Annotated in this window: 21 protein-coding genes; 12 read left to right on the forward strand and 9 right to left on the reverse strand. The window is 32.5% G+C overall.

All coding sequences use genetic code 11. The features are described 5' to 3' along the window. Positions 1-11: 11 nt before the first annotated feature. A complete protein-coding gene (locus NEF87_RS09595; protein WP_457919626.1) occupies positions 12-944 on the reverse strand; it encodes an aminoglycoside phosphotransferase family protein in 933 nt (310 codons plus the stop codon). Positions 945-1,294: 350 nt separating this feature from the next. On the opposite strand from NEF87_RS09595, the gene NEF87_RS09600 reads away from it, so the two are divergent. The 5 genes from NEF87_RS09600 to NEF87_RS09620 all read left to right on the forward strand — a co-directional run bounded on the left by NEF87_RS09600 (position 1,295) and on the right by NEF87_RS09620 (position 6,268). Next, on the forward strand, positions 1,295-2,317 hold the full coding sequence (locus NEF87_RS09600; protein ID WP_457919627.1) for an LVIVD repeat-containing protein: 1,023 nt from the start codon (positions 1,295-1,297) through the stop codon (positions 2,315-2,317). A 330-nt stretch (positions 2,318-2,647) separates the two neighbouring features. Further along, positions 2,648-3,724, forward strand: coding sequence for a hypothetical protein (locus NEF87_RS09605; RefSeq protein WP_457919628.1), 1,077 nt, complete (start codon positions 2,648-2,650; stop codon positions 3,722-3,724). A 38-nt stretch (positions 3,725-3,762) separates the two neighbouring features. Next, positions 3,763-4,086 (forward strand): hypothetical protein, encoded by a 324-nt coding sequence (locus NEF87_RS09610; RefSeq protein WP_457919629.1) that lies wholly within the window; start codon positions 3,763-3,765, stop codon positions 4,084-4,086. A 177-nt stretch (positions 4,087-4,263) separates the two neighbouring features. Further along, the gene (locus NEF87_RS09615; protein ID WP_457919630.1) at positions 4,264-4,488 is read left to right on the forward strand and encodes a hypothetical protein; all 225 of its coding nucleotides are present in this window, start codon (positions 4,264-4,266) and stop codon (positions 4,486-4,488) included. 277 nt (positions 4,489-4,765) lie between these two features. Continuing rightward, complete coding sequence (locus NEF87_RS09620; RefSeq protein WP_457919631.1) at positions 4,766-6,268, forward strand: tetratricopeptide repeat protein; 1,503 nt, start codon at positions 4,766-4,768, stop codon at positions 6,266-6,268. A 285-nt stretch (positions 6,269-6,553) separates the two neighbouring features. On the opposite strand, the gene tuf is transcribed toward NEF87_RS09620, so the two are convergent. After that, on the reverse strand, positions 6,554-7,885 hold the full coding sequence (gene tuf, locus NEF87_RS09625) for a translation elongation factor EF-1 subunit alpha (RefSeq protein WP_457919632.1): 1,332 nt from the start codon (positions 7,883-7,885) through the stop codon (positions 6,554-6,556). A 311-nt stretch (positions 7,886-8,196) separates the two neighbouring features. On the opposite strand from tuf, the gene NEF87_RS09630 reads away from it, so the two are divergent. Together NEF87_RS09630 and NEF87_RS09635 are read left to right on the forward strand one after the other, a co-directional pair. Next, a complete protein-coding gene (locus NEF87_RS09630) occupies positions 8,197-8,988 on the forward strand; it encodes a hypothetical protein (RefSeq protein ID WP_457919633.1) in 792 nt (263 codons plus the stop codon). 50 nt (positions 8,989-9,038) lie between these two features. Then, complete coding sequence (locus tag NEF87_RS09635) at positions 9,039-11,135, forward strand: tetratricopeptide repeat protein (RefSeq protein ID WP_457919634.1); 2,097 nt, start codon at positions 9,039-9,041, stop codon at positions 11,133-11,135. A 188-nt stretch (positions 11,136-11,323) separates the two neighbouring features. Here the strand turns inward: NEF87_RS09635 and NEF87_RS09640 are convergent, their stop codons facing one another. Then, entirely contained in the window at positions 11,324-11,923 is a 600-nt protein-coding gene (locus NEF87_RS09640) for a hypothetical protein (protein ID WP_457919635.1), read from the reverse strand. A gap of 497 nt (positions 11,924-12,420) precedes the next feature. Between NEF87_RS09640 and NEF87_RS09645 the strand changes: the two genes are divergently transcribed. Continuing rightward, positions 12,421-12,687, forward strand: a complete 267-nt coding sequence (locus NEF87_RS09645) for a histone-like protein (RefSeq protein ID WP_371806846.1) — start codon at positions 12,421-12,423, stop codon at positions 12,685-12,687. Positions 12,688-12,982: 295 nt separating this feature from the next. Here NEF87_RS09645 and NEF87_RS09650 read toward each other — a convergent pair whose 3' ends face one another. Further along, positions 12,983-13,156 (reverse strand): hypothetical protein, encoded by a 174-nt coding sequence (locus tag NEF87_RS09650; protein WP_457919636.1) that lies wholly within the window; start codon positions 13,154-13,156, stop codon positions 12,983-12,985. 264 nt (positions 13,157-13,420) lie between these two features. Beyond that, entirely contained in the window at positions 13,421-13,591 is a 171-nt protein-coding gene (locus tag NEF87_RS09655) for a hypothetical protein (RefSeq protein WP_371806257.1), read from the reverse strand. A gap of 907 nt (positions 13,592-14,498) precedes the next feature. Here NEF87_RS09655 and NEF87_RS09660 point away from each other — a divergent pair. Together NEF87_RS09660 and NEF87_RS09665 are read left to right on the forward strand one after the other, a co-directional pair. Beyond that, positions 14,499-14,735, forward strand: a complete 237-nt coding sequence (locus NEF87_RS09660) for a hypothetical protein (RefSeq protein ID WP_457919637.1) — start codon at positions 14,499-14,501, stop codon at positions 14,733-14,735. Positions 14,736-14,847: 112 nt separating this feature from the next. Further along, the gene (locus NEF87_RS09665; protein ID WP_457919638.1) at positions 14,848-15,888 is read left to right on the forward strand and encodes a hypothetical protein; all 1,041 of its coding nucleotides are present in this window, start codon (positions 14,848-14,850) and stop codon (positions 15,886-15,888) included. 7 nt (positions 15,889-15,895) lie between these two features. On the opposite strand, the gene NEF87_RS09670 is transcribed toward NEF87_RS09665, so the two are convergent. Continuing rightward, entirely contained in the window at positions 15,896-16,078 is a 183-nt protein-coding gene (locus tag NEF87_RS09670) for a hypothetical protein (RefSeq protein WP_371806261.1), read from the reverse strand. A 191-nt stretch (positions 16,079-16,269) separates the two neighbouring features. Between NEF87_RS09670 and NEF87_RS09675 the strand changes: the two genes are divergently transcribed. Continuing rightward, the gene (locus NEF87_RS09675) at positions 16,270-16,920 is read left to right on the forward strand and encodes a hypothetical protein (protein ID WP_457919639.1); all 651 of its coding nucleotides are present in this window, start codon (positions 16,270-16,272) and stop codon (positions 16,918-16,920) included. 59 nt (positions 16,921-16,979) lie between these two features. On the opposite strand, the gene NEF87_RS09680 is transcribed toward NEF87_RS09675, so the two are convergent. After that, the gene (locus tag NEF87_RS09680) at positions 16,980-17,204 is read right to left on the reverse strand and encodes a hypothetical protein (RefSeq protein ID WP_457919640.1); all 225 of its coding nucleotides are present in this window, start codon (positions 17,202-17,204) and stop codon (positions 16,980-16,982) included. 100 nt (positions 17,205-17,304) lie between these two features. Beyond that, the gene (locus NEF87_RS09685; RefSeq protein WP_457919641.1) at positions 17,305-18,258 is read right to left on the reverse strand and encodes a hypothetical protein; all 954 of its coding nucleotides are present in this window, start codon (positions 18,256-18,258) and stop codon (positions 17,305-17,307) included. 183 nt (positions 18,259-18,441) lie between these two features. Here NEF87_RS09685 and NEF87_RS09690 point away from each other — a divergent pair, with 183 nt between their 5' ends. Next, complete coding sequence (locus tag NEF87_RS09690) at positions 18,442-19,119, forward strand: alpha/beta hydrolase (protein WP_457919642.1); 678 nt, start codon at positions 18,442-18,444, stop codon at positions 19,117-19,119. A gap of 39 nt (positions 19,120-19,158) precedes the next feature. On the opposite strand, the gene NEF87_RS09695 is transcribed toward NEF87_RS09690, so the two are convergent. Continuing rightward, on the reverse strand, positions 19,159-19,932 hold the full coding sequence (locus NEF87_RS09695) for a YkgJ family cysteine cluster protein (protein WP_457919643.1): 774 nt from the start codon (positions 19,930-19,932) through the stop codon (positions 19,159-19,161). Between the last annotated feature and the right edge of the window lie 15 nt (positions 19,933-19,947).

Raw genomic sequence — 19,947 nt, forward strand, 5'->3', positions numbered from 1 at the left:
TTTTTTTTTTTTTAAAGGTTTCTCAAGAATTCTTGTGGGTTTTGATACCATGACGGGATATGATTTTGGAAACCATCATAGAATTTTACGATGTCTTTAATATTCTTCAACATGACTTTTACTTCTTGTTCACCAAAGGGTAAAGCCCACGAGAGAGAGCCAATCGCATTGGTGGCAATGTACACAGCCATTAACTGAAAAAATAACTCCGGAACACAGTTGTTGAAATACCCGTGAATTTGACCTATAGCAAAGGGAACACTGATTCGCCAAGAAAAAATAATGCGATTAAACTCTTCCCACGGATCCCCATAATCCATCCGATTAAAATCAATCAATCCCAATTGGTTTGCTTGAGAAATAACCATATTACCTGCATGAAAATCTCCGTGTTGAAGGACTTGGGCACGATTAGATAATAAAGAAATATTTTTTTGCAAAAAAGTGATGATTTCGGTATCATGTTCAATTTTTATCCCACATTGTTGATATTCATCAATTTTTAGTTGAATTTTCTGAGAATAATATTGCTCCCAACTTGGATGAGATTCGGGAGCTGTGTGAGAATGGATTTTACGAAGGATTTTCCCCGCTTCAATCCCAAATTCATATTGTTGCGATTTGCTAAGAAGGGGAAGAATTTTTTCAGCATCTTCACCTTCAATCCAAGAAAATAAAGAGTAAACATGAGTATTATCATTGGATTTCCCAAAATCCAATGGATTAGGAAATGGTAAGTTTAGTTTACTGAGAATGTTCATATTTTCGTATTCCTCACGCTTAGATTGATACTGACACGCGTCAGCGATACGTAATAGCATCGGTGATCCAGTCTCATTTTCGATGTAAAATTTCTTATCCAGCGACCATCCTTTTGAAATGGGTTGGATGTTCATCCATTTAATTTTTCGAGGGATAGTTTCAAGTAAATCTGAATGAAGCATAATATGAACCTTAAAATAATAATAACATGCGCTAAATTGAACTTTTTGCTTTAATCACAAAATTTATATCACCAGGAGAATACCCATTATGATTTTTTTTATGATTGTTGATATGACAAAAGAACTATTGCAGTTTTACATCTCCAATTTACTACCACTAAAAATCATTTTTACTACATTATTCACATTTTTTAGCACATCATCCAGCTAAACTCAAATTAACTTATTAACTTTCAAAAAGATTTTACACCCAATGAAGATAACTTTGAATAAATGCCAATCCATGAATTCATCCATGAATTTAGGTTCGAAATTTCAATTTATCTTGCATGAAATCTGAGTGAAAATTTATGGAATTAAAACATAAAAAAATTCTAATTGGGATATTAATTGGTGCCCTGATTGGCAGTGCGAGCATTTTAACAATATCATTATTGAATTCACAAGGAAAAATAGGGTCTTTCACTGAAATTGGGCAAATTGATACCAATGGAGAAACAATGAACGTCCAAATTCGAGATAATATCGCTTATGTGATTGATACACAAGATGATAATCCAGGAGGACTAATGCTGATTGATATTAGTGATCCAGAATCACCAGAATTACTTGGCTCATATATTGACGGAGGAATGATTTGGGATTTTGAGCTTCAAGGTGACCTCGCATACTTAGCAAATCGTTATGATGGTCTTGAAATTGTGAACATCAGCAATCCGAGTTCAATTCATCGCATCGGTCATTACCGTCCAGGACATGAAATTTATGATGTTGCAGTTCAAGGAGATTTAGCATACGTTGCAGCATGGGAATTAGGTTTTGAGATATTAAATATAAGTAATCCTACAACACCTACAAGAATAAGTAGGCAATCCCTAACCGGAACGTGCATCAATGTTTTCCTGGAAGGGGATGTACTCTATGTGACAGATCATTTGAATACTTATACCAATATAGAGGCATATAACGTAAGTATTTCCACCACTCCAGCTAAATTAGGAGAATTTATGTTAGAAGCGCATGATTTCTTCTTCCCAATTGTCCATGGAGATTATTTATATGTGGCCGATCATGGTTCAACAGGAGATTTGGTAATCCTAAATATTAGCGATCCGACAAGTATTGCTGAAATTGGGAGGTTTAAAGCAAGATCAGAGAGCTATCCCAACCGAATGTGTTTCAAAGACAACATTTTATATATGAGCGAGTATGAAAAGGGCTTAGTGCTAATCGATGTAACTGATCCGACAGAGCCTACGATATTGAACACATACTTCAATGGTGGAGCCGGATATGGTGTAGCTGTGGCAGGTGATTATATTTATTTTGCAGCTCGACATGGAGGATTACAAATTTTGCAATACACACCATAATTATAATCACCTTTTTGCTTTTTTTCTTTGGTTTCAAGGTTTCCCTCTTATTGCTCAATTATCTAGGCATTTTATACAGCTATAATTCATTTTTATCGCAAAGTTTTAGAGAAATAAATATAGAAATTTAAGAAATCTACGAAAAATGAGGTTAAGAAGTTTATGAAAATATTACCAAACCCCTTGAAAGATAAAAACCAGATTGTATTTTTGAATGATCAGTTTTATTGAACAATTCTGTTATTTTGAACACATTCTTAGAAAATTCTCATAAAAAATCAATAAATATCTTTGTCACTCACACAAATTTAGGGGAGAATCCCAGAAAAAATGTCTGTACAAGTAAATATTCAATGCCCAAGTTGTGGTTTTCAAAAAAAAATTCCTGTCTCTGAAGATTATGTTAAAAATAAGGATTCAGGAACCGCAATTATAAAAATACCTATGAATGTGGTCTGTCAACATAAATTCTTTGCCTACATTGATAAAAATTTTGTTGTTCGAGATTATTTGCTCCCACAATTTGAATTTAATAATTATATGGTCCGGGTAAAAGAAATCCATGACAATAATCTACTGGATATTACCAAAACAAACCTCGATTTTGAATATTTACTTAGTATTATATCTGGAACAGATCTCCGATCATTAATATATGCATGCTTTATTGAATCACCCATTATTTTGATTGAAAATGACTTCAATCATCAACGGTTTAAACTCCTCGCTTCTATATTAACTTGGGTTTTTCCAAAAATTATTGAAACTTGTTTATTCTTAACTCCTGAGGAATTTCTAACTTACTCTCAGGAACATCCAGAGAAACTTACCCATTGTACCACCTACAATCTTCCATATAAACTCAGTGTACAAAAACCGTTCTTAGATCATCAATCGGAAATGTTGCAAGATCGTCTCGAAGAAATCTGTGTGATAAAATCAAAATCACATTTAATTAAATGCAAGAATAAATTCGACTATCTTTCCAAATATGCAGAATTTGTTGTTGATTATCCTGAATTTAATGTGGCAAAGCTTGTAAAAATGATGAAGAAAAAATTTCCCGAGCAAAAAGATCTGTTTATTCCAGAAAATATTCAGCTAATGAGAGATAAAATAAATTTCACTCACATTGTGTCCTTTCCAGATCTTGATCCTTCTGCAAGTATTGGACCGATCTTTATTTGGAATGATGATATTGGGATTGATCAAATAGAAAATGTCTCCAATATTATTGAAAAATTATGTTTAACTGCGATTTATGAAGCTCACAAAATTTCCTTACATAACTTATTGGAAGGATTACAAAAATTCGCCGTAGTGAAGATTGCAAAATTAACCTCAAACTCCTTAATAAAAATTATGGAAAAGTATATAAAAAAGGAGAAGTGGCTTTTAAAACAGTAATAGAGTTGTTATAAAAATTCTATGGAGAAAATATCAAAATGGATCCAATTCCTCTCTTATCTCTAGTTTGTTCATCAATTGGAGCAGTTTTATTTGCTATAGCGGTCGTATTTGAATTCAAAATTATTAAGAAATTGAAACAAATTAAAAAGCCTATTTCATGGGCCTTCCTAACCTTCTTTACTCTCTTCTTTATTTTAGGATATATAGTCAATATTATCAGCATTATTTGGGAACTTGAGATATTGCAACAAGTATTTGGCGCACTCGTCTTCATCTTTGGCGCCATCTTCCTTTTAATAGTAATTATTGTTAGTTTTCATACATATGGGATGATTTTTGAAGCTGCAGAATCTACTTAACTTCTGAGAGTGTATTGTTTTTTTAAAATGGGCTGAAAGTTGTTTCAATAGCATAAATGGGTGGAAATCAAAAATAAAAAAAAAAAGACCTTCTAAGATTATTTCTTAATTGGTGCTGTACAAGGATCAATATCTAAGACCACACCGATAGATACAGTTCGGACCACATCATGAACTGTGACAGCTAAATTAGTAGAATTTATTTTAGAAGCTTATGATTTCATTTTCCCAATTGTCCATGGAGATTATTTATTAGTGGTCGATCATGGTTCAACAGGAGATTTAACAATCCCAGATATTAGTGATTTGACCAATATTGTTGAAATTGGAAGATTTAAAGTAAGATTAGATAGCCATCCCAACCGAATGTGCATCAAAGACATCACCTTAAATATGGGCTAGTATGAAAAGGGCTTAGTGCTAATCGAGAAAACCAATCCGACAGATCCAACGTTATTGAACTTGTACTTCAATGGTTGAACCGGATATAGTGTAGCTGTGGGAGGAGATTATTTTAATTCTGCATCTCGAAACAGAGGATTACAGATTTTAAATGCACTCCAAATAAAATTCCATTTTGCGTTTTTTTCTTTGGTTTCAAGGATTTCAAACTTATTTCCGATAAAGTCTATTTTTTCTTTTCCTTATCTTTTTAGGATATTTTTGACTTACTGAACTAATGGAATCTTCGACTTTCTTTGAAATTAAAGCAATTTCAGATAAAGAAGATCCTATACTTTTAAAACAAGTTGAAGAAAACCATCCACGTTTTTCATCCCTCTCTGAACCTTTAAAACAATTTATTATTATAAAACAACTTCATATCGATAGCAGATATAAAGAAGCCATTAAACATCTTGAAGGGTATTTTTCTTCAACAATTCCAGTTGATTTTGAAGAGTACGCATTATTTTTATGTTGGATAGATGAACTAATAAGTGCAAATCAAATAAACGTGCTTAAAATTAAATTAAAAGAATTTGAACAATATTTCCATGATTTTAAAGGTTCAGAAAAAGAACAAGATTATTTACGCTGTACATTACTTATTTTCAAAGCATATCTTCAAGTTTTCCAAGGTAATCTTATCGATGCTAAGAATATCTTGCTATCCATTAAAAAAGACCTTAAAAAACAAAATTTTTTAGTTGAACAAGCCCAAATTTATAATATATTAGCCAGAATAAACTTTTCCCAAGACAAGGTGCCTGAAGCAATTTCGATGTTAGAGAAAACTCGAAAAATATATTCAGAATTATCAATTGATAAAGGAATAGCACGCACATTGAATAATATGGCAGTTATTCAACAGAAAAATGAAGAATATGATCTTGCAATAACAAGTTTGGAAGAATCTACTCGAATTGCAAGAAAAAGCGCCAATTACAGTTTGATTGCGAGCAATAAAATAAATTTGGGCAATATTTATTCGAATATCGGCCGGTATCACATAGCGAAGAAAAATTATGAAGACGCATTGAAATTTTTTGATAAGAAAGATGATTTACTCCGCATTGCAGCAATTTGCACAAATTTAGGCCAGTTATTTATGCGCACAAAGAAGTTTAAAGAAGCAAAACTCTATCTACAAAAGGCGATTTTACTTTTCAATCAATTAGAGGTTGATTTCCTACAGATAGAACCTTTATACATTTCTTTTTTAATTTCATTAGACTGTAGTAATGAACCGAAAGCGATGGAAATATATTCAAAAATGATGGATTTGTGGAATAAATATCCACAAAAAGTTGATCAAACCTATTTAAAGTTAGGTAATTTACTTATGGTGGTACAATTCCAAGAAAAAGCATCAGTCACAGAATTATTAGAACTTGTTCTTGAAATGTTTGTAAAAAACAGAATGAAAATCGAATTTCAAATAAATATTTCATCCAGTTTAATCAAAATTATCCGAATGAGGATAAATAATAATTTAAATTCACCTCGGATTCTAGAATTAAAACCCTATGTTTCACGCTTAACTCATTTAGCTAATAAAACACCGTCATGTTTCATATCTATCAATAAATGCCTCTTAGATTGTTATGTCACATATTTTGAGAGAGATCATAAAGGATTAGAAGAAAAAATTCACGAATTGAAAAAATTAAATGCTAAACTCCATCTCGATTTTGTGACAAGTGAAATTGAGATACTTGAAAAATCTCTCAATCTTATTTGACGCTATGAATATACTTGAAGCAAATCTTTAATAAATTACTCATCTCAATAAGTTTCAAAAGGTTGAGTACCACCAAAATACTCGTTTTATCCCTATTAATGAAATTGAAATTCATTTTGGTATAAAGTACGTTTTCTTATTTATAATGCCATGTTAGAAGAGTTTTCTTCCTTTTCTTATCTACTTTCAAAATCTCTCTTTGACTTTTTTAAAATGGTCCAAAAAGCATTCGGCTACATTAAATTATTGGAAATAATAAAGAAAAATAAAAAAAAGAAGGGCAGTTTATGCCTTTTTCTTAGTTGGAGCACTACCAGGATCGATATCTAAGACCACACCGACAGATACGGTTCGGCCCATATCACGGACTGCAACACGACCTAATTCTGGATATTCTTTGAATTTTTCTAATGGAAATTTCTTAATAGGTTGTAATCGAACCATAGCAACATCTCCTTTCTTCAAGAATTGAGGATTGTCTTCTATGACTTGACCAGTTCGTGGGTCGATTTTCTTAATAAGTTCAACGAACTTGCATGCAATTTGTGCGGTGTGAGAGTGCACAACTGGACAGTATCCAATAGCTAATGCGGTTGGGTGCCAAATAACAATGACTTGAGCCATAATGGATCCATTTGGTCGAACGGTACAACATGGTCGAGCGGCATCTGCAACAACAGCACCTCGGAAAATGTCTCGCATGGTCACACCACGGATGTTAAATCCAACATTATCACCAGGACCTGCTTCTTGCATGGCTTCGTGGTGCATTTCAATGGATCGTAATTCTCCTACGAATTCACTTGGGGCAACTTGGACTTTCATTCCAACTTTCATCATACCAGTTTCGATACGGCCGACTGGGACAACTCCTGCACCCTTGATTTTGTAAACATCTTGGATTGGGATTCGAAGACCTTTGTCGGTTGGTTTAGATGGGATAGGCAAGTCGTCTAAAATACCTAAGAGAGTCTTTCCTTTCCACCATTTCATGTTTGGGGATGGTTCAACTAAGTTATCTCCAACGTATGCAGAGACAGGAACGAAGTGGACATCTGCTTCAGTGTTGTAACCAACAATTTTAAGGAGTCGGGTAACTTCATCCTTAACTTCATTGAAACGTTCTTCAGAATAGTTGACGGAAGCGTCATCCATTTTGTTAATAGCCAAAATGATTTTCTTAACACCTAAGGTTTTAGCAAGGAAAGCGTGTTCTCGACCTTGTCCGTTGTCAGCAATAGCTGCACCAAATTCGGATGTTTTGGCAGAGAATACGAGGATAGCTGCATCAGCTTGACTAGCACCGGTAATCATGTTTTTGACGAAATCGGCGTGGCCAGGAGCGTCAATGATGGTGAAGTATTTGCTTTTAGTTTCGAATTTTCGGAATGCCAAATCGATGGTAATACCACGTTTTCGTTCTTCTGCGAGTCGATCCATGAAATAAGCGAATTTCCAGGATTCTCGATCTAAATCTTGAGCCATTTTTTCCATTTCACGGGCTTCTCGATCAGAGACAGCACCAGATGCAATGAGAACGTGGCCCATAAGGGTAGATTTACCGTTATCAATGTGTCCGATAACGACTAAGTTCATATGTTCTTTATCTTTTGCCATAATATAACACCTATAGCGTATCTTATTAGTGAACCCAACAATACCAAAACCGCTAAATTCAGAATAAGAATTAAAGTCAAAAGTTTTTTATGAAATATATATTCTTGTATTACTTGTGATACACGATTGGATGGCCTAATTAATTTCTAAAAGTGATAAACAGCCTTAATTACATCTTAAATTCAATTTAACATCCCAATTATGGTTGTTCCGAAAATTTAAAACCAATATTCTAAAGAAGCCTTGGAGATAGTAAGTAATCTTTATTTACATATAAAAAAATTTATAAAGGAAAATGACGATTCTATCTCATGGTAAGCCCAAAAAAAACCACTGTGGTAGGTATCAAGTTAATGGAACAGGAATTTTTTCTTTGGGATTTACTTCGTAATGAATATCAAAAATCATTTTCAGAAATAATTACTTCTACGGTTGCCCGATATTTAGAATTAAAAATGGCTACACCAATCACAGATTCAGGACTAATTTTTAAATTAAAGCAGCTTTTTGAAAAAGTAAAATTTAAGAAAGAAAGCCGAACATTGACTTTTCGAATTAAATCTACCGTCCTAAAAGAATGGGATCGCTTTTGTGAACAAAGATTCATCAGTCGAACAGCATTAGTAAAACAAGCTATGAACGGGCGGATTGATCCTGTAATCGGAAGATTTTTAAAATATTCAGACCCCTACATTATTCGTCTTCAGAAAATTCTGAATAACATGATTTCGCGGATAGGATTGATGGAATATGAAGACATTGCAGCCATTTTTGAGGGTATAGATAGGACCGTACTAAACCACATGTTAAATACACTGGAAGAAAAAGGAATCATAGGGAGAAAGGGATGGAACACTTATGTTCCAGCCAACTCTACAGCAGGTATGACGGATGCATTACTTATAGCGGGGAATTTAGGTCGATTTGTGGAAAGTATGAATGAAGTTTCAGATGATTTCGAGATGTCTGATCATGATAGTTTACTAAATGTAGTGTTTCAATATTTTGAGGCCATTTTTGCGCGAAAAGGAACAACCCAATTTAATTTTGATGTGCAAAATTTAAGAGAGACTAAAGAACGAATGATTGAATTACTAAAATAAGTCATTTTTCTGGAGTATATTTTAAAGGACAAACTGACTATTGAAAGCATATGTCGGATGTATCACCCATTACCGAAAAAATAAGAAACATTTTGAAAATCAAGAAAACTAATCCAAATCAAGCACTTAGTCAATTTGAGCAATTATTATCTTCGTCAGTGAATGAAATGGACGAGATTACTATCAAAGTTGAAATGGGACATATTTATTTTGAAAATGAGCAAGAAAATACAGCCAAAAAACAATTTTTAGAAATATATAATTCACCAAATATAAATAATTATGGAAGAATCCGAGCGGATGTCGCCACTACCTTGGGGAAAATCTTTTTCAATCAAGGCAAAATTATTCAAGCAGAAAATTTTCATAAAGAAGCTTTAGCAATTTGTGAATCAATACAAGATGAAATTAAAAAAAATGAAATTTTATCGAATTATGCGACAATGCAGATGTTTAGTGGAAAAATGGTTGAGGCGTTTGAAAAAAGTAAACAAATTTTAAATGATTATAGCATTAATTCACAAATTGATCCGATTGAAGCGTTCAATATCTCAGGAATATATTATAAATATCATGATGATATCCAAAAATCACTCACTTGCTTTAAACGAGCTGCAAAGTATGCTTTAGGAGTCAATAAAGTAAGTAAATATTGTTTGATGCAAAATAATTATGCTTATACTTTGATGCATTTAGGAAAATTGCAAGAATCGAAAAAAATTTTAGAGGAATCCATAAAAATTGCAGTTGACAATAAGGTGATTACCCGTTATCTACTAATGATTTCCTATTGTGAAGTTTTAATACATTTAGGTGAATTATCATCTGCAAACAAAATATTTGAAGAAATTTTGGAGAAAATCAATATAATTCCAATATCAACTCGCATTGATTTTTTCTTAACCTATGCAAAATTACTTGCAATGAAAGGAAATTATGTCGCAGCTATCAAAGAATTGAAAAAAGGGCTGGATTTCATAAATACTAATAAAGTTGAGTTGGATAAATCAGATCTTGAAATATTATTAGCAGAAATGTATTTTTATTTGGATGATATGGAAAATGCATACGAATATTTAAAAATGGCGGATTCATATGCTTGGAAAAAGAATTACCACGCAAATCAAGCCAAAATTGCACTTCTTCGAGCACGAATAACTCAATCTCAGCTTAATTTCAACGAAGGAGAAATGCATCTAATCCATGCTAAAAGATTAGCAGAGAAATCTAAGGAATTAGAACCCCAATTTACAGCCTTATTACTTTTAGCTCAAAACAATTTACTAAAATCACTAAATTCAAATAAGGAAAAAACAGAAAAATATCATTCAACGGCCATTGAACTTATCAATATCGCATCAAATTTAGCCAAAAATAACCAAATGATGCCCAACTATATTAAAACACTCATGGTAAAAGGAATTATTATTTCAAATACTAACCCTGAAGCAGCAAAAGAAGCATTACAAAAATCTATTGAACTTGCGAAAGAATGTGGGATTCTTCGGCAAGCTCGATACGCTCAAGATAAACTAACATACCTTACTTCTCAATATAAGCAATTTAGTTCTGAGGAAAAAACGAAAAACAAAGAAGTGTCATTAAATTTAGTTTTAGAGGAGATTGATCGGGTAGTTTCATTAAAAGCAGGAAAATCAATCTCCGAAGATGACATAAACAATAGTTTTATGTTAGTTTATAAAATTGATGAAATTATGGGACCTACTCTTCATAAGTCGTTCAATATAGATCAAGATGACCCCCAATACATGAAAGAAATTTATATGAGTGGGATGCTGTATTCTTCGACCTTAGGACAAGGTCAGCATTACCATGAGGGATTATTTGGTCCATTTCCTTTTGGTGAAGGAAATTTACGTTCAATTGTATTTAGTAAAACTATATTTGATCCAAGTCAAAAGCAGAAACGAAATGCAGAATCAACATATGTACTACTTTGTTTGGTATTTCGTCAAAATATGAGCCCAATTTTTTATGATCGGGATAAAGTAGAAGGAATATTTCAGAAAAACATTAAGAATGTAGCATATATTGATGATATCAATGCAAAATTTTTAACATCTCTCTCCAATGATATTATGCACGATCTAACAACAGATTGGATTAAAAATCAAGAATTTTTCTAAGTTTTTTATTTGTAAATCACATAATTTCTACAATCAACCCTAATAGCGTTAATCGTAGTTTAATTCTAAACGATAAGGAATTATTTGTTTCAAAATCATAACCTCAAAGTTAAGGAAAGGTGATAATTTAGACATAATTTTCCAGAAATAGAACGGAATAGATTTTAATTTTCTCCCCATTAGTTCAACTAACAATCTTTATCTGTCGTGATTATTCTCTTTGCTTTTATCTTTTCATAAATAATACAAAGCAATCCGATACCAACAAGAGAATACTCTATAACCACCACAACCCACTTCATTTTTTCTGTTATATTGAGTAAGGGAATAAGAAAAGTAGAGTATGTCCCAGGATTACTGTATATCAATATTGCCCATAGATCTTCAAGAGAATCTAATAAACGAGAAATAATAGTCGCCAGAAATCCTATCAACGGAACATATCGAATTTTGGGGATTTCATGAAGAGATATGAGAATGAGGCAATTAATTGAAATGAATAAAATAAAACCTGATACGATAAAAAGATAATCAAGAAAAGACAAGCGAATCACAGCACTCATAACGGGTTCCCATGCGGTAAGGATTTTATCCACATCAACCCGAGTTTTGGCAGCTTGTAAGTCAGAGGTAGAATAGAAACTCGTTTCAATAATCTTGGTGGTAGGAACAAATCCAAAAATAATGATGCCCGAATAAACAAAAAAACTTAAAAAGATAAGAATAACAAATATTTTCTTAGGTTTTGATTTAAGAAAGAGTATGAGTTGATTGCTGAGATTTTTCACATCTAATATAAGATCAAGTGAGAATATAGTCTTTTGTGGAATTCAATATTTCATCAATGCATTTCTCTTAATTTTTTTTAATAAGGACCATGTATTCTAAATGGGAACATAAAGGAGAAGGGATTTTATGTCCACCTACAAATTACATGAGAATTTTCTTTTTGTCGAAATTATTGCTCATAAGAAATCAGAATGGAGATTATTAAGGACCTAATATTGTGGGAAAAACTTCAAGAAGAAAATTTATCGAAATTAATTTAAGGATTCTGGAAATCCTTTTTGTTAACCTAAGATTTTTTTTTTGACAAGCTTTTTTCAGATTTTGTGGGAACAAAATTTGTTGATCAGCCTCATACCATGCATATTTTTGTCGCTTTCGATGTAAAGATTTAAATATGGAGGAGGTGATTAGGAAAATAAGGGTAACTTAACAAAGATTGAGATCGAGTTTTGTTATCTTTGCGGAGAACTACCAATTTAGAAAGTAAGTGATTATTATGGCTAAAAAGAAAGCACCAGCAAAAAAAAAAAAAGCAGCTCCTAAAAAAGCTGCAAGTGGAGCCCGAAGCACATATATTGCTAAAGCCCCCATAAGACGATTAATGAAAGAAGAAGGCGCCGGATTAGTTGCGGAAGAGGCAGTCGTTCTATTAATTGAAGAATTGACAAAAGTTGCCAAAAATTTAACAAAAAAAGCAGTGAAAGTTGTCAAGGACGACAAACGCAAACGTGTTACTGCTGCTGATGTAATTGCAGCAGAATAAACCTGAAACGCACTTTTTCGGAATTATTCCTTTTTTCATTTCTTGTATTTTTTTCTTTGATCAATTTCAGTTTTTATTCAAGAAAATGGTTTTCTTATTATTGAATCCTTAGAAAATAGTGTAAATCTTGCAATATATAGAATGGACTAAGTGAATTATCAAGAACTTTAAAAAAATACCAGGATACCCATGGAGGGTGAGATGGGGGTTCACCATCCCACCCAGGGGGAAAAGGGATTATAGGTAGAACGGGTCGTGATATTATGGCTGGAATAATCTGAATTGCGAAAAATTTCTATTTTTCTAAATGATCTAGCTCTTCCACAAAAGTCTCGAGAAATAGATCAAAGATTTCTTGGTTAGTTTCTAAATTTTCTATGAAATTATGCGATTTTAAGAGTTCGAAGTATGCCAAATAAACGGATGGAGCCGGTAAGTAGTTCTTGTAATCAATGTCAATAGTTACCATAGGAAAATCGTCTTCGATTGTATTGTTGATTATTATAAATGGGAGTAATTTTTATTATATAATATATAATATCTCAATTCATCCTTATAAATGTTTATTAAAATTTGCCTTTTTTTTTAATAAAACCGCTTTTTTTGAGGAAAATTCAGATTCAATGAAAAGCAAGGGGGGGTTGGTGGGATCTTTTTTCCGCCAATCCCACCGAGGGGCTAAGGGGCGGCACCTTAGATATGAAGGGTTTTGTTCGGGTTTTAATGATAAGGATTAAATGAGAATTTCTGATTCATCAGCTATCACATCTAAAAACAAGTCCAACACTTCCTGAGATACTTCCGGATCATCAACAAATTGGTGAGATTTGAGTACTTCAAAGTAGCTAAGGTATGTGGAGGGTGTCGGTAAATAGATATTGTAGTCAATAGTTATCTCAGGCATAGTTGATCATGTTTTTAGAGTGAATTGGGTGTGTGTGTGATTAAAATTTCTTTTAACTAAGTATTATATAGTTTTCAACTATATAAATACTTTCATTTTTTTATTATTTTCTTCAATGCATATTAGTACTAGTTTTTTAGTACTAAATATGTTTAACGACCATCTAACGTGTTTTAATCAGTTTTAATCACTAAAAAAAGAAATTTGCAAATTTATGAATTTATGAAAATCATTTGTATTACTTTTATTATTTACAATTCAAAAAGCTGAAAATTCAAAAATGAACTATTACTTGTGAGAATGTAAAATAATTATTTATCAATAGAATGCAACAATAGGAGATTGATGACCCAATTTTTCTCTCCCTTTGCTTCTAATGTTATTTTTCCTAAAGATGACTAACTTCCACATGCCAAACCAGAATGATTCCACATAAAAACCTACCAAAGAATTCAATCATATTATGCCTCCTTAGTTTCACAGTAACATGTTATGAAGCTTCCCCCGTAGCCCAAAAAAAATTGAAACAGGTATGGATGCAGTCACCCTTCTTTTCCCATCTCATGGAATCAGATCATTACCCAAAGCCAAGAAAATGATGACTCGTATGAATATCCATGAACTACTGCGAGCAATCCGTTCAAAAATACAAAAGCCCGTACAATATACAAACACGTTTATATTTATGAACAATCAATGAAAGGTGTAGTTCCCATTCGGATGGCCGAAGAAGAGTTGGTTGATGGATGTACAACGACTGTTCCTACGATAAAATTCCCTTTTAAAGAGATTTTTGCAGCTAAATTTTTAGGATGGTGGGATATCAATCAAAAAAGAATGAGAAACTCTCTTTCTTTAATTAATCTTATTCCTTTGTTATACAAAATCAGTTCGTCAACTCTACCGCTTGGCAAAATTAGTTGCAAGAGATCTCGATAAAATTCAATTTCCGATCTTAGAATCTCATTCTCAAAAGGACCATGATATCGATCCCATAATTACACAATGGATTTCAGATGCAACAAGAGGAACAGTTGAAATTTGGTGGTTCAATGAATCAGGTCACACCATGCCTTTAGATGTACAAGGTGCCGAAATTTGTGAAGCAATTGCTCCATTTCTGAAGAAATTTGCAATGGGTTAAATCTTCGTTTTTAAAACAGAATATAGTGGATACGAATTAGAAAACTTCCATCTCTTCTATTGCTATAATTATTAACAAAATCTTTTTTAATTTACAAGATCTATGATTTATAATGCTCTTTCAATTGGAATTTAATCCCTTATTCTACGTAATTCTTGAATTAGGGATTTTTCTATTAAGTTTTGGGTTCGCTATTGTTGGGGCATTGAAAGTCAAAAAACAAAAGCAAATTTTTAAACTAATTGCGCTGTTATTTTTACTAACTTATAGTGCTTCGATATTTGTTAGCACCATGATGCGCTACATCCGATACTCAATTGCGATTAATCCATCTTCTATCTATGCCACTAATACTAATTATATTTATTTATTGTTAAAAGAAGCCCGATTAAAATATATACTTATTCTATCAGCCAATTTACTCTATTTCATATTTTTCCATTACTATTTATCCCGCCCTCAATCGTTTGTCTTTCATTTTGGAATAAATATTAGTTCCATTACAATAGTCCTCCATTTTATTCCTTTATTCAGCGAATATTACAAACTATTCCTCAGAATACTTATGTTCATACAAACTGCTTCCTTAATTCTTCCCATTCTAATAACATCGGTGAAGCTGAAATCAAAAATGCATAACAAACCAAAAAAAGTAGTTCAATCGATTTTTCTAATTTCTTTATCTTTAATTTCACTTTTAGGGGTAGGTTTACTTGATGCCATCGTGAGTATCATTTTTTCTTGGGAATTTTCCGTATTTTATTATATTGCTTGGTTACTCGTGTTATTTGCGGAGTTTTTCTTTTTATTCCAGTTTATATTAACCGATTGGAACGAAACTTACACAAACATCTCAAAACAAAATTTATATTTGAATTTTTCGACCAATAAAAATGATCAAATCTTGATGGATTCAAGTTCTCCAATTTCAAAGTATATTTGGATAACGTGTCCAAAATGCAAGGAAATGACATTATACCCAATATCAATGTCAACTCGAAAGATAATTAAAACAAATCCATCCGGAATTTCTTCGCTAATGATTCCTCGAGAATATACTTGCGAGCACGAATATTTAATTTATATCGATCGGGAGTTCCAAGTCCGATCATATCACGTTCCAAATATCACATTTGACAAAAAGAAGGAGTGAAAAAAATTTAGGGGACTATTTTTTCAACCCCATATTGGGATAGCCAAGATCTTAACTCCTGTAATTTCAATCTTTTAATATACCGATCCACAGGATCTACAACGGCGCTAAATTTTTGGAGTAAAGTATCAAATTCACGATTTTTTTCATCAATTTGTGATGTAAATTTGGTTTTTTTTTCATTTTCCATATTTAAAATACCCTCCGAAATGTATCTTAGTTGATAAAAATGGAGTGTAATTATGATAGAAAACTCTAGCTATATAAATTCGAATGGAAGTCTTAGTCAGAAAAAACCAAATGAAGTCGTAAAAATCATGGCAAGGAAAAGAGGATGCTTAATTGAAAAAACAATTAAAAGGTATAAATTGAAATTAAATTATGGAAGAATCTACCTCAATTAATATAAAACGCATTAAATATTTGATTTACGCTATCAACATCACGTTTTCACTAACCATTATTTTAGCTTGGATCTTTTATCCGGATACTTATCGCTTTTTTTTTCACTACATTAGTGAACTTGGGTCCACTACCACAAAATTGGGGACTCCGAATCGCACATCGCAAATCATTTTCACTATAGGAACGATTGTGTCTGGTACAATGGCAATATTGATGGCAGAAGAATACTTGAAACTAAAAAATCGAAATCCTTTAAACATTCTTAAGGGTATTTCGCTAATTATTGTCTATTTGGGTGCATTAACAACCATTTTTTCCTATGATGTCCCCGCTTTCGAATATGTTCACCGCTTTGGGGCAGGCTTTTTTGTCCTAATGTTATTTATTTATAATGCCCTTTGTCAATTTCTGAGGTATCAAAATGGAACAAATAAAATTAGTGTAGATACTCAAGAGAGTCGAAATATGACAGGGGATAAAATCTTTCTATTATTTATTCTCTTGTGTTTCGTGGCCTATTTCCTTGTGGCAATCATCGGATTGGAAGATTACCAACCAATGATTCAAAAAATTGTTTTGATCGTGATTCTCATCAGTAATTTCATTCTCGATGATGAGGATTATTAAAACAAATACATCATTTTTTATTTTTAAATATTATCTGGTTCTTAAAATGGAAAAAAAATTTAGATGTAGAGACTTTTTGATGGAGTATCCAATTCTTTGATTAGTTCCTCTAAGTATTGTGCTTCTTCTTCGGTTAAAGCGAGGTCGTCTGTTTCATTTCTAAATTCTTTTTCTTCATTTAAGTTCAATTCGCCATGCATGAGATCGATGTAAGTTTCGATAGTATGCATTGAAGGAACAAATTTATCGAAATCAACAACAATTGTGGGTTTAGGATTAACCATTGGTTTTCAAAATAATAGAGTAAATGCAACTATGTAAAAAAAATCGAGCCCATTATTTGTCATTAATTTCTCCGCAGATGATCATTTATATAGACCACCTTTAAATTTGAAGTTCCAAATACCGAACAAATAAGATGAAAAGGCTAAAAACAGAAAATCCTAAGAGGAAATAAAATGGTTTACCTTTTTCTTTTTCGGGAATAACTTCTCTGACAATTGTATATAAAATAACCCCTGAGATAAAGGAAAAAAGGATGTATAGAAATTCTAAATTTAGTGAAAAAGCCAGATCAATGACAATACCTGAGACTACACCCGTTATTGCTGAGGAAGCTAAAATATATTTACGTTTTCCACTTTGTCCCACAATAATTTCGATATCCAAATCTGAAAAAATGACTTGTTTTCCCTCCCGTTTAGAAACTACGGCCATAAAAAAGGCAAACAGGAAAAATAGTATTCCAGATAGAAGATCTACCAACAATAATCCGATTATAATGAGCCCTATTAAGAAATGATAAAAATATCCTGTAAAAAACTGCAACTCATCCCAATCTTTGTTAATATGATCATGAATTTTTATTTTAGTTGTTTGAATTTCTGAGCGGATTTGATTTTCTTGAATTTTCAAAGCTTTAGTTGTTTTAGCTAACTCACGCAAAGCATCTGTATGTAGTTCTTCTTCATTTAGTTCATTATTAATGATGTCATGAATATTATCTTCAACTAATTCCAAAGATTTTTCCTTTTGTACTAATTCCCGAACACGATGTTGGGACTTATATTCAACCCGTTGAAGAATTAACTTTTCAGAGATATGAATGAAGGTGAACCCAAGTAACACGAAGAAGTATTCAAACGCGGTTAAATGCAATGGATATACTGGAAGACCTGCCGAAATTTCTGGAAGAACGACTTGGAAGAAATATGCAATGGAAATACCTGCAATAAGAGATTTATGAATCCGAACATGATGATGATAAAAATCAACTAAATAAAACAACACTCCAAATACTACCGCTAATATCGTAGGAACAATCCATTCTGTAGCCATGTTTCTCAAAGCTAATAGACCTTTTTAGGCTAAAAAATCAATGGTTACTCGAAGGTGTTTTCCTTGGAATTCAACATTGAAACGTTTTTGAATGATTCACATAATTCGTCTTTTATTTTCTATCCACAAAAAATCAAAAAACCAACGGAATTAGACCCAGATTGTTCCATTTTAGAGATAACAATGAAGGATGGAATTTCTATTGGTGGATTATTTTATTTAGGAGAGTCTTCACAACCCACACTCTTGATGTTCCATGGAAATGGAGAAATTGCAATGGAATATGAGGATATTATAGATCGGTATTTAAAATGTGGAGTTAACTGCGCCATCATGGATTTTCGAGGTTATGGATTTAGCGATGGAAGGCCAACTTATCTGAAATTAATCCAAGATTCATTACCAATTTATAAAAATATTTCTCAATGGCTTCAGAACCATAAATATTCTCAAAGAATAATCCTCTTTGGAAGATCCTTGGGAAGCGTGTGTGCTGTAGAAATAGCCTCACATAATCCCCCACACTTAGAAGGAATTGTATTAGAAAGTGGGTTTTGTGATACATATACCCTTATGCGAAATTTATTTATGTTTAATGTACCAGAATTAACCCCAGAAGTAATAAAACCATGGTCAAATAAGATTCGAATTCAAAAAATTCAAGTTCCAGCACTCATCCTTCATGGTGCTCAAGATTGGATCATTCCTGTCACCCAAGCCAATGATATTAAAGTAAATTTAGTGAAATCTTCGAAAATCAGCATCAAATTAATTGAACATGCGGGGCATAATGATATTCAAGGATTTCGAGATCAATATTTCTCAACACTTAAACAGTTTATTATCTCGGTATCGAAATAGCCAGATAAAGTTAAAATTGATTGAATCTGAGAACAAATTTCAGAGATCGAGTAAACTCTGGAAAAAATATTCTTCTTTAGGACCCTTGTTTTTTATGAATTGACGAAGGGCAGGAACGAAATCACTAATTAAAAGATTGATGACTTGATCACAAACGCCGGAACATTGTTCATAGATGGTATCACATCCATGTATATTGCAGAAATCCATCAATGAAAAGGAGATTTTAGATTTAACCAGGGGATGAAATTCATCAAAAATTTCTTTCACACCAAACAGGTGTTTAGGAGGAATATCCCTCAATTCAGATATGAATGAAATATTGAATTTTTGAGATATTTTATCTTCTGATTCTAAAAATAGTGCTTCTTCCCGAGCTAAATCAATATATCTGTCTGTTGTTTCTTTAAGTTCCATTTTATCTGCAGTTTCAATAAAAAATTCTTTCTGCATGCGGCATTGATGCTTAGTTTTATCAAATTGAATAGGAAATACACAACATTGAGCGGGACGAAGATTGGAATGAAAAATTTTACATCCATTTAGATTGGGATCAAAAAAAATGCATCGTTTTGTCTCTGGAGATAAACGAATTCGGAATGCCAATGTATCACTACGAATAAAATCGGATTTCTGAGCAAGATTTGCTTCAATTAGTGCTTTAGCACCAGCAAAGGAGATCTCTTGGCTGGAATAACAACAGGCACCTTGACATACCTCGGAATCTAAACAATTCGTCCCCGAAATAGAACTAGTACATTTTTTATTGATGTTCAAAATAAGGGAGAGTAGAGGTTCCGAAAAACGTTCCATATATGAAATAATCAA

Source organism: Candidatus Lokiarchaeum ossiferum, from assembly GCA_025839675.1.
GTDB lineage: Archaea > Asgardarchaeota > Lokiarchaeia > Sigyniarchaeales > Promethearchaeaceae > Lokiarchaeum > Lokiarchaeum ossiferum.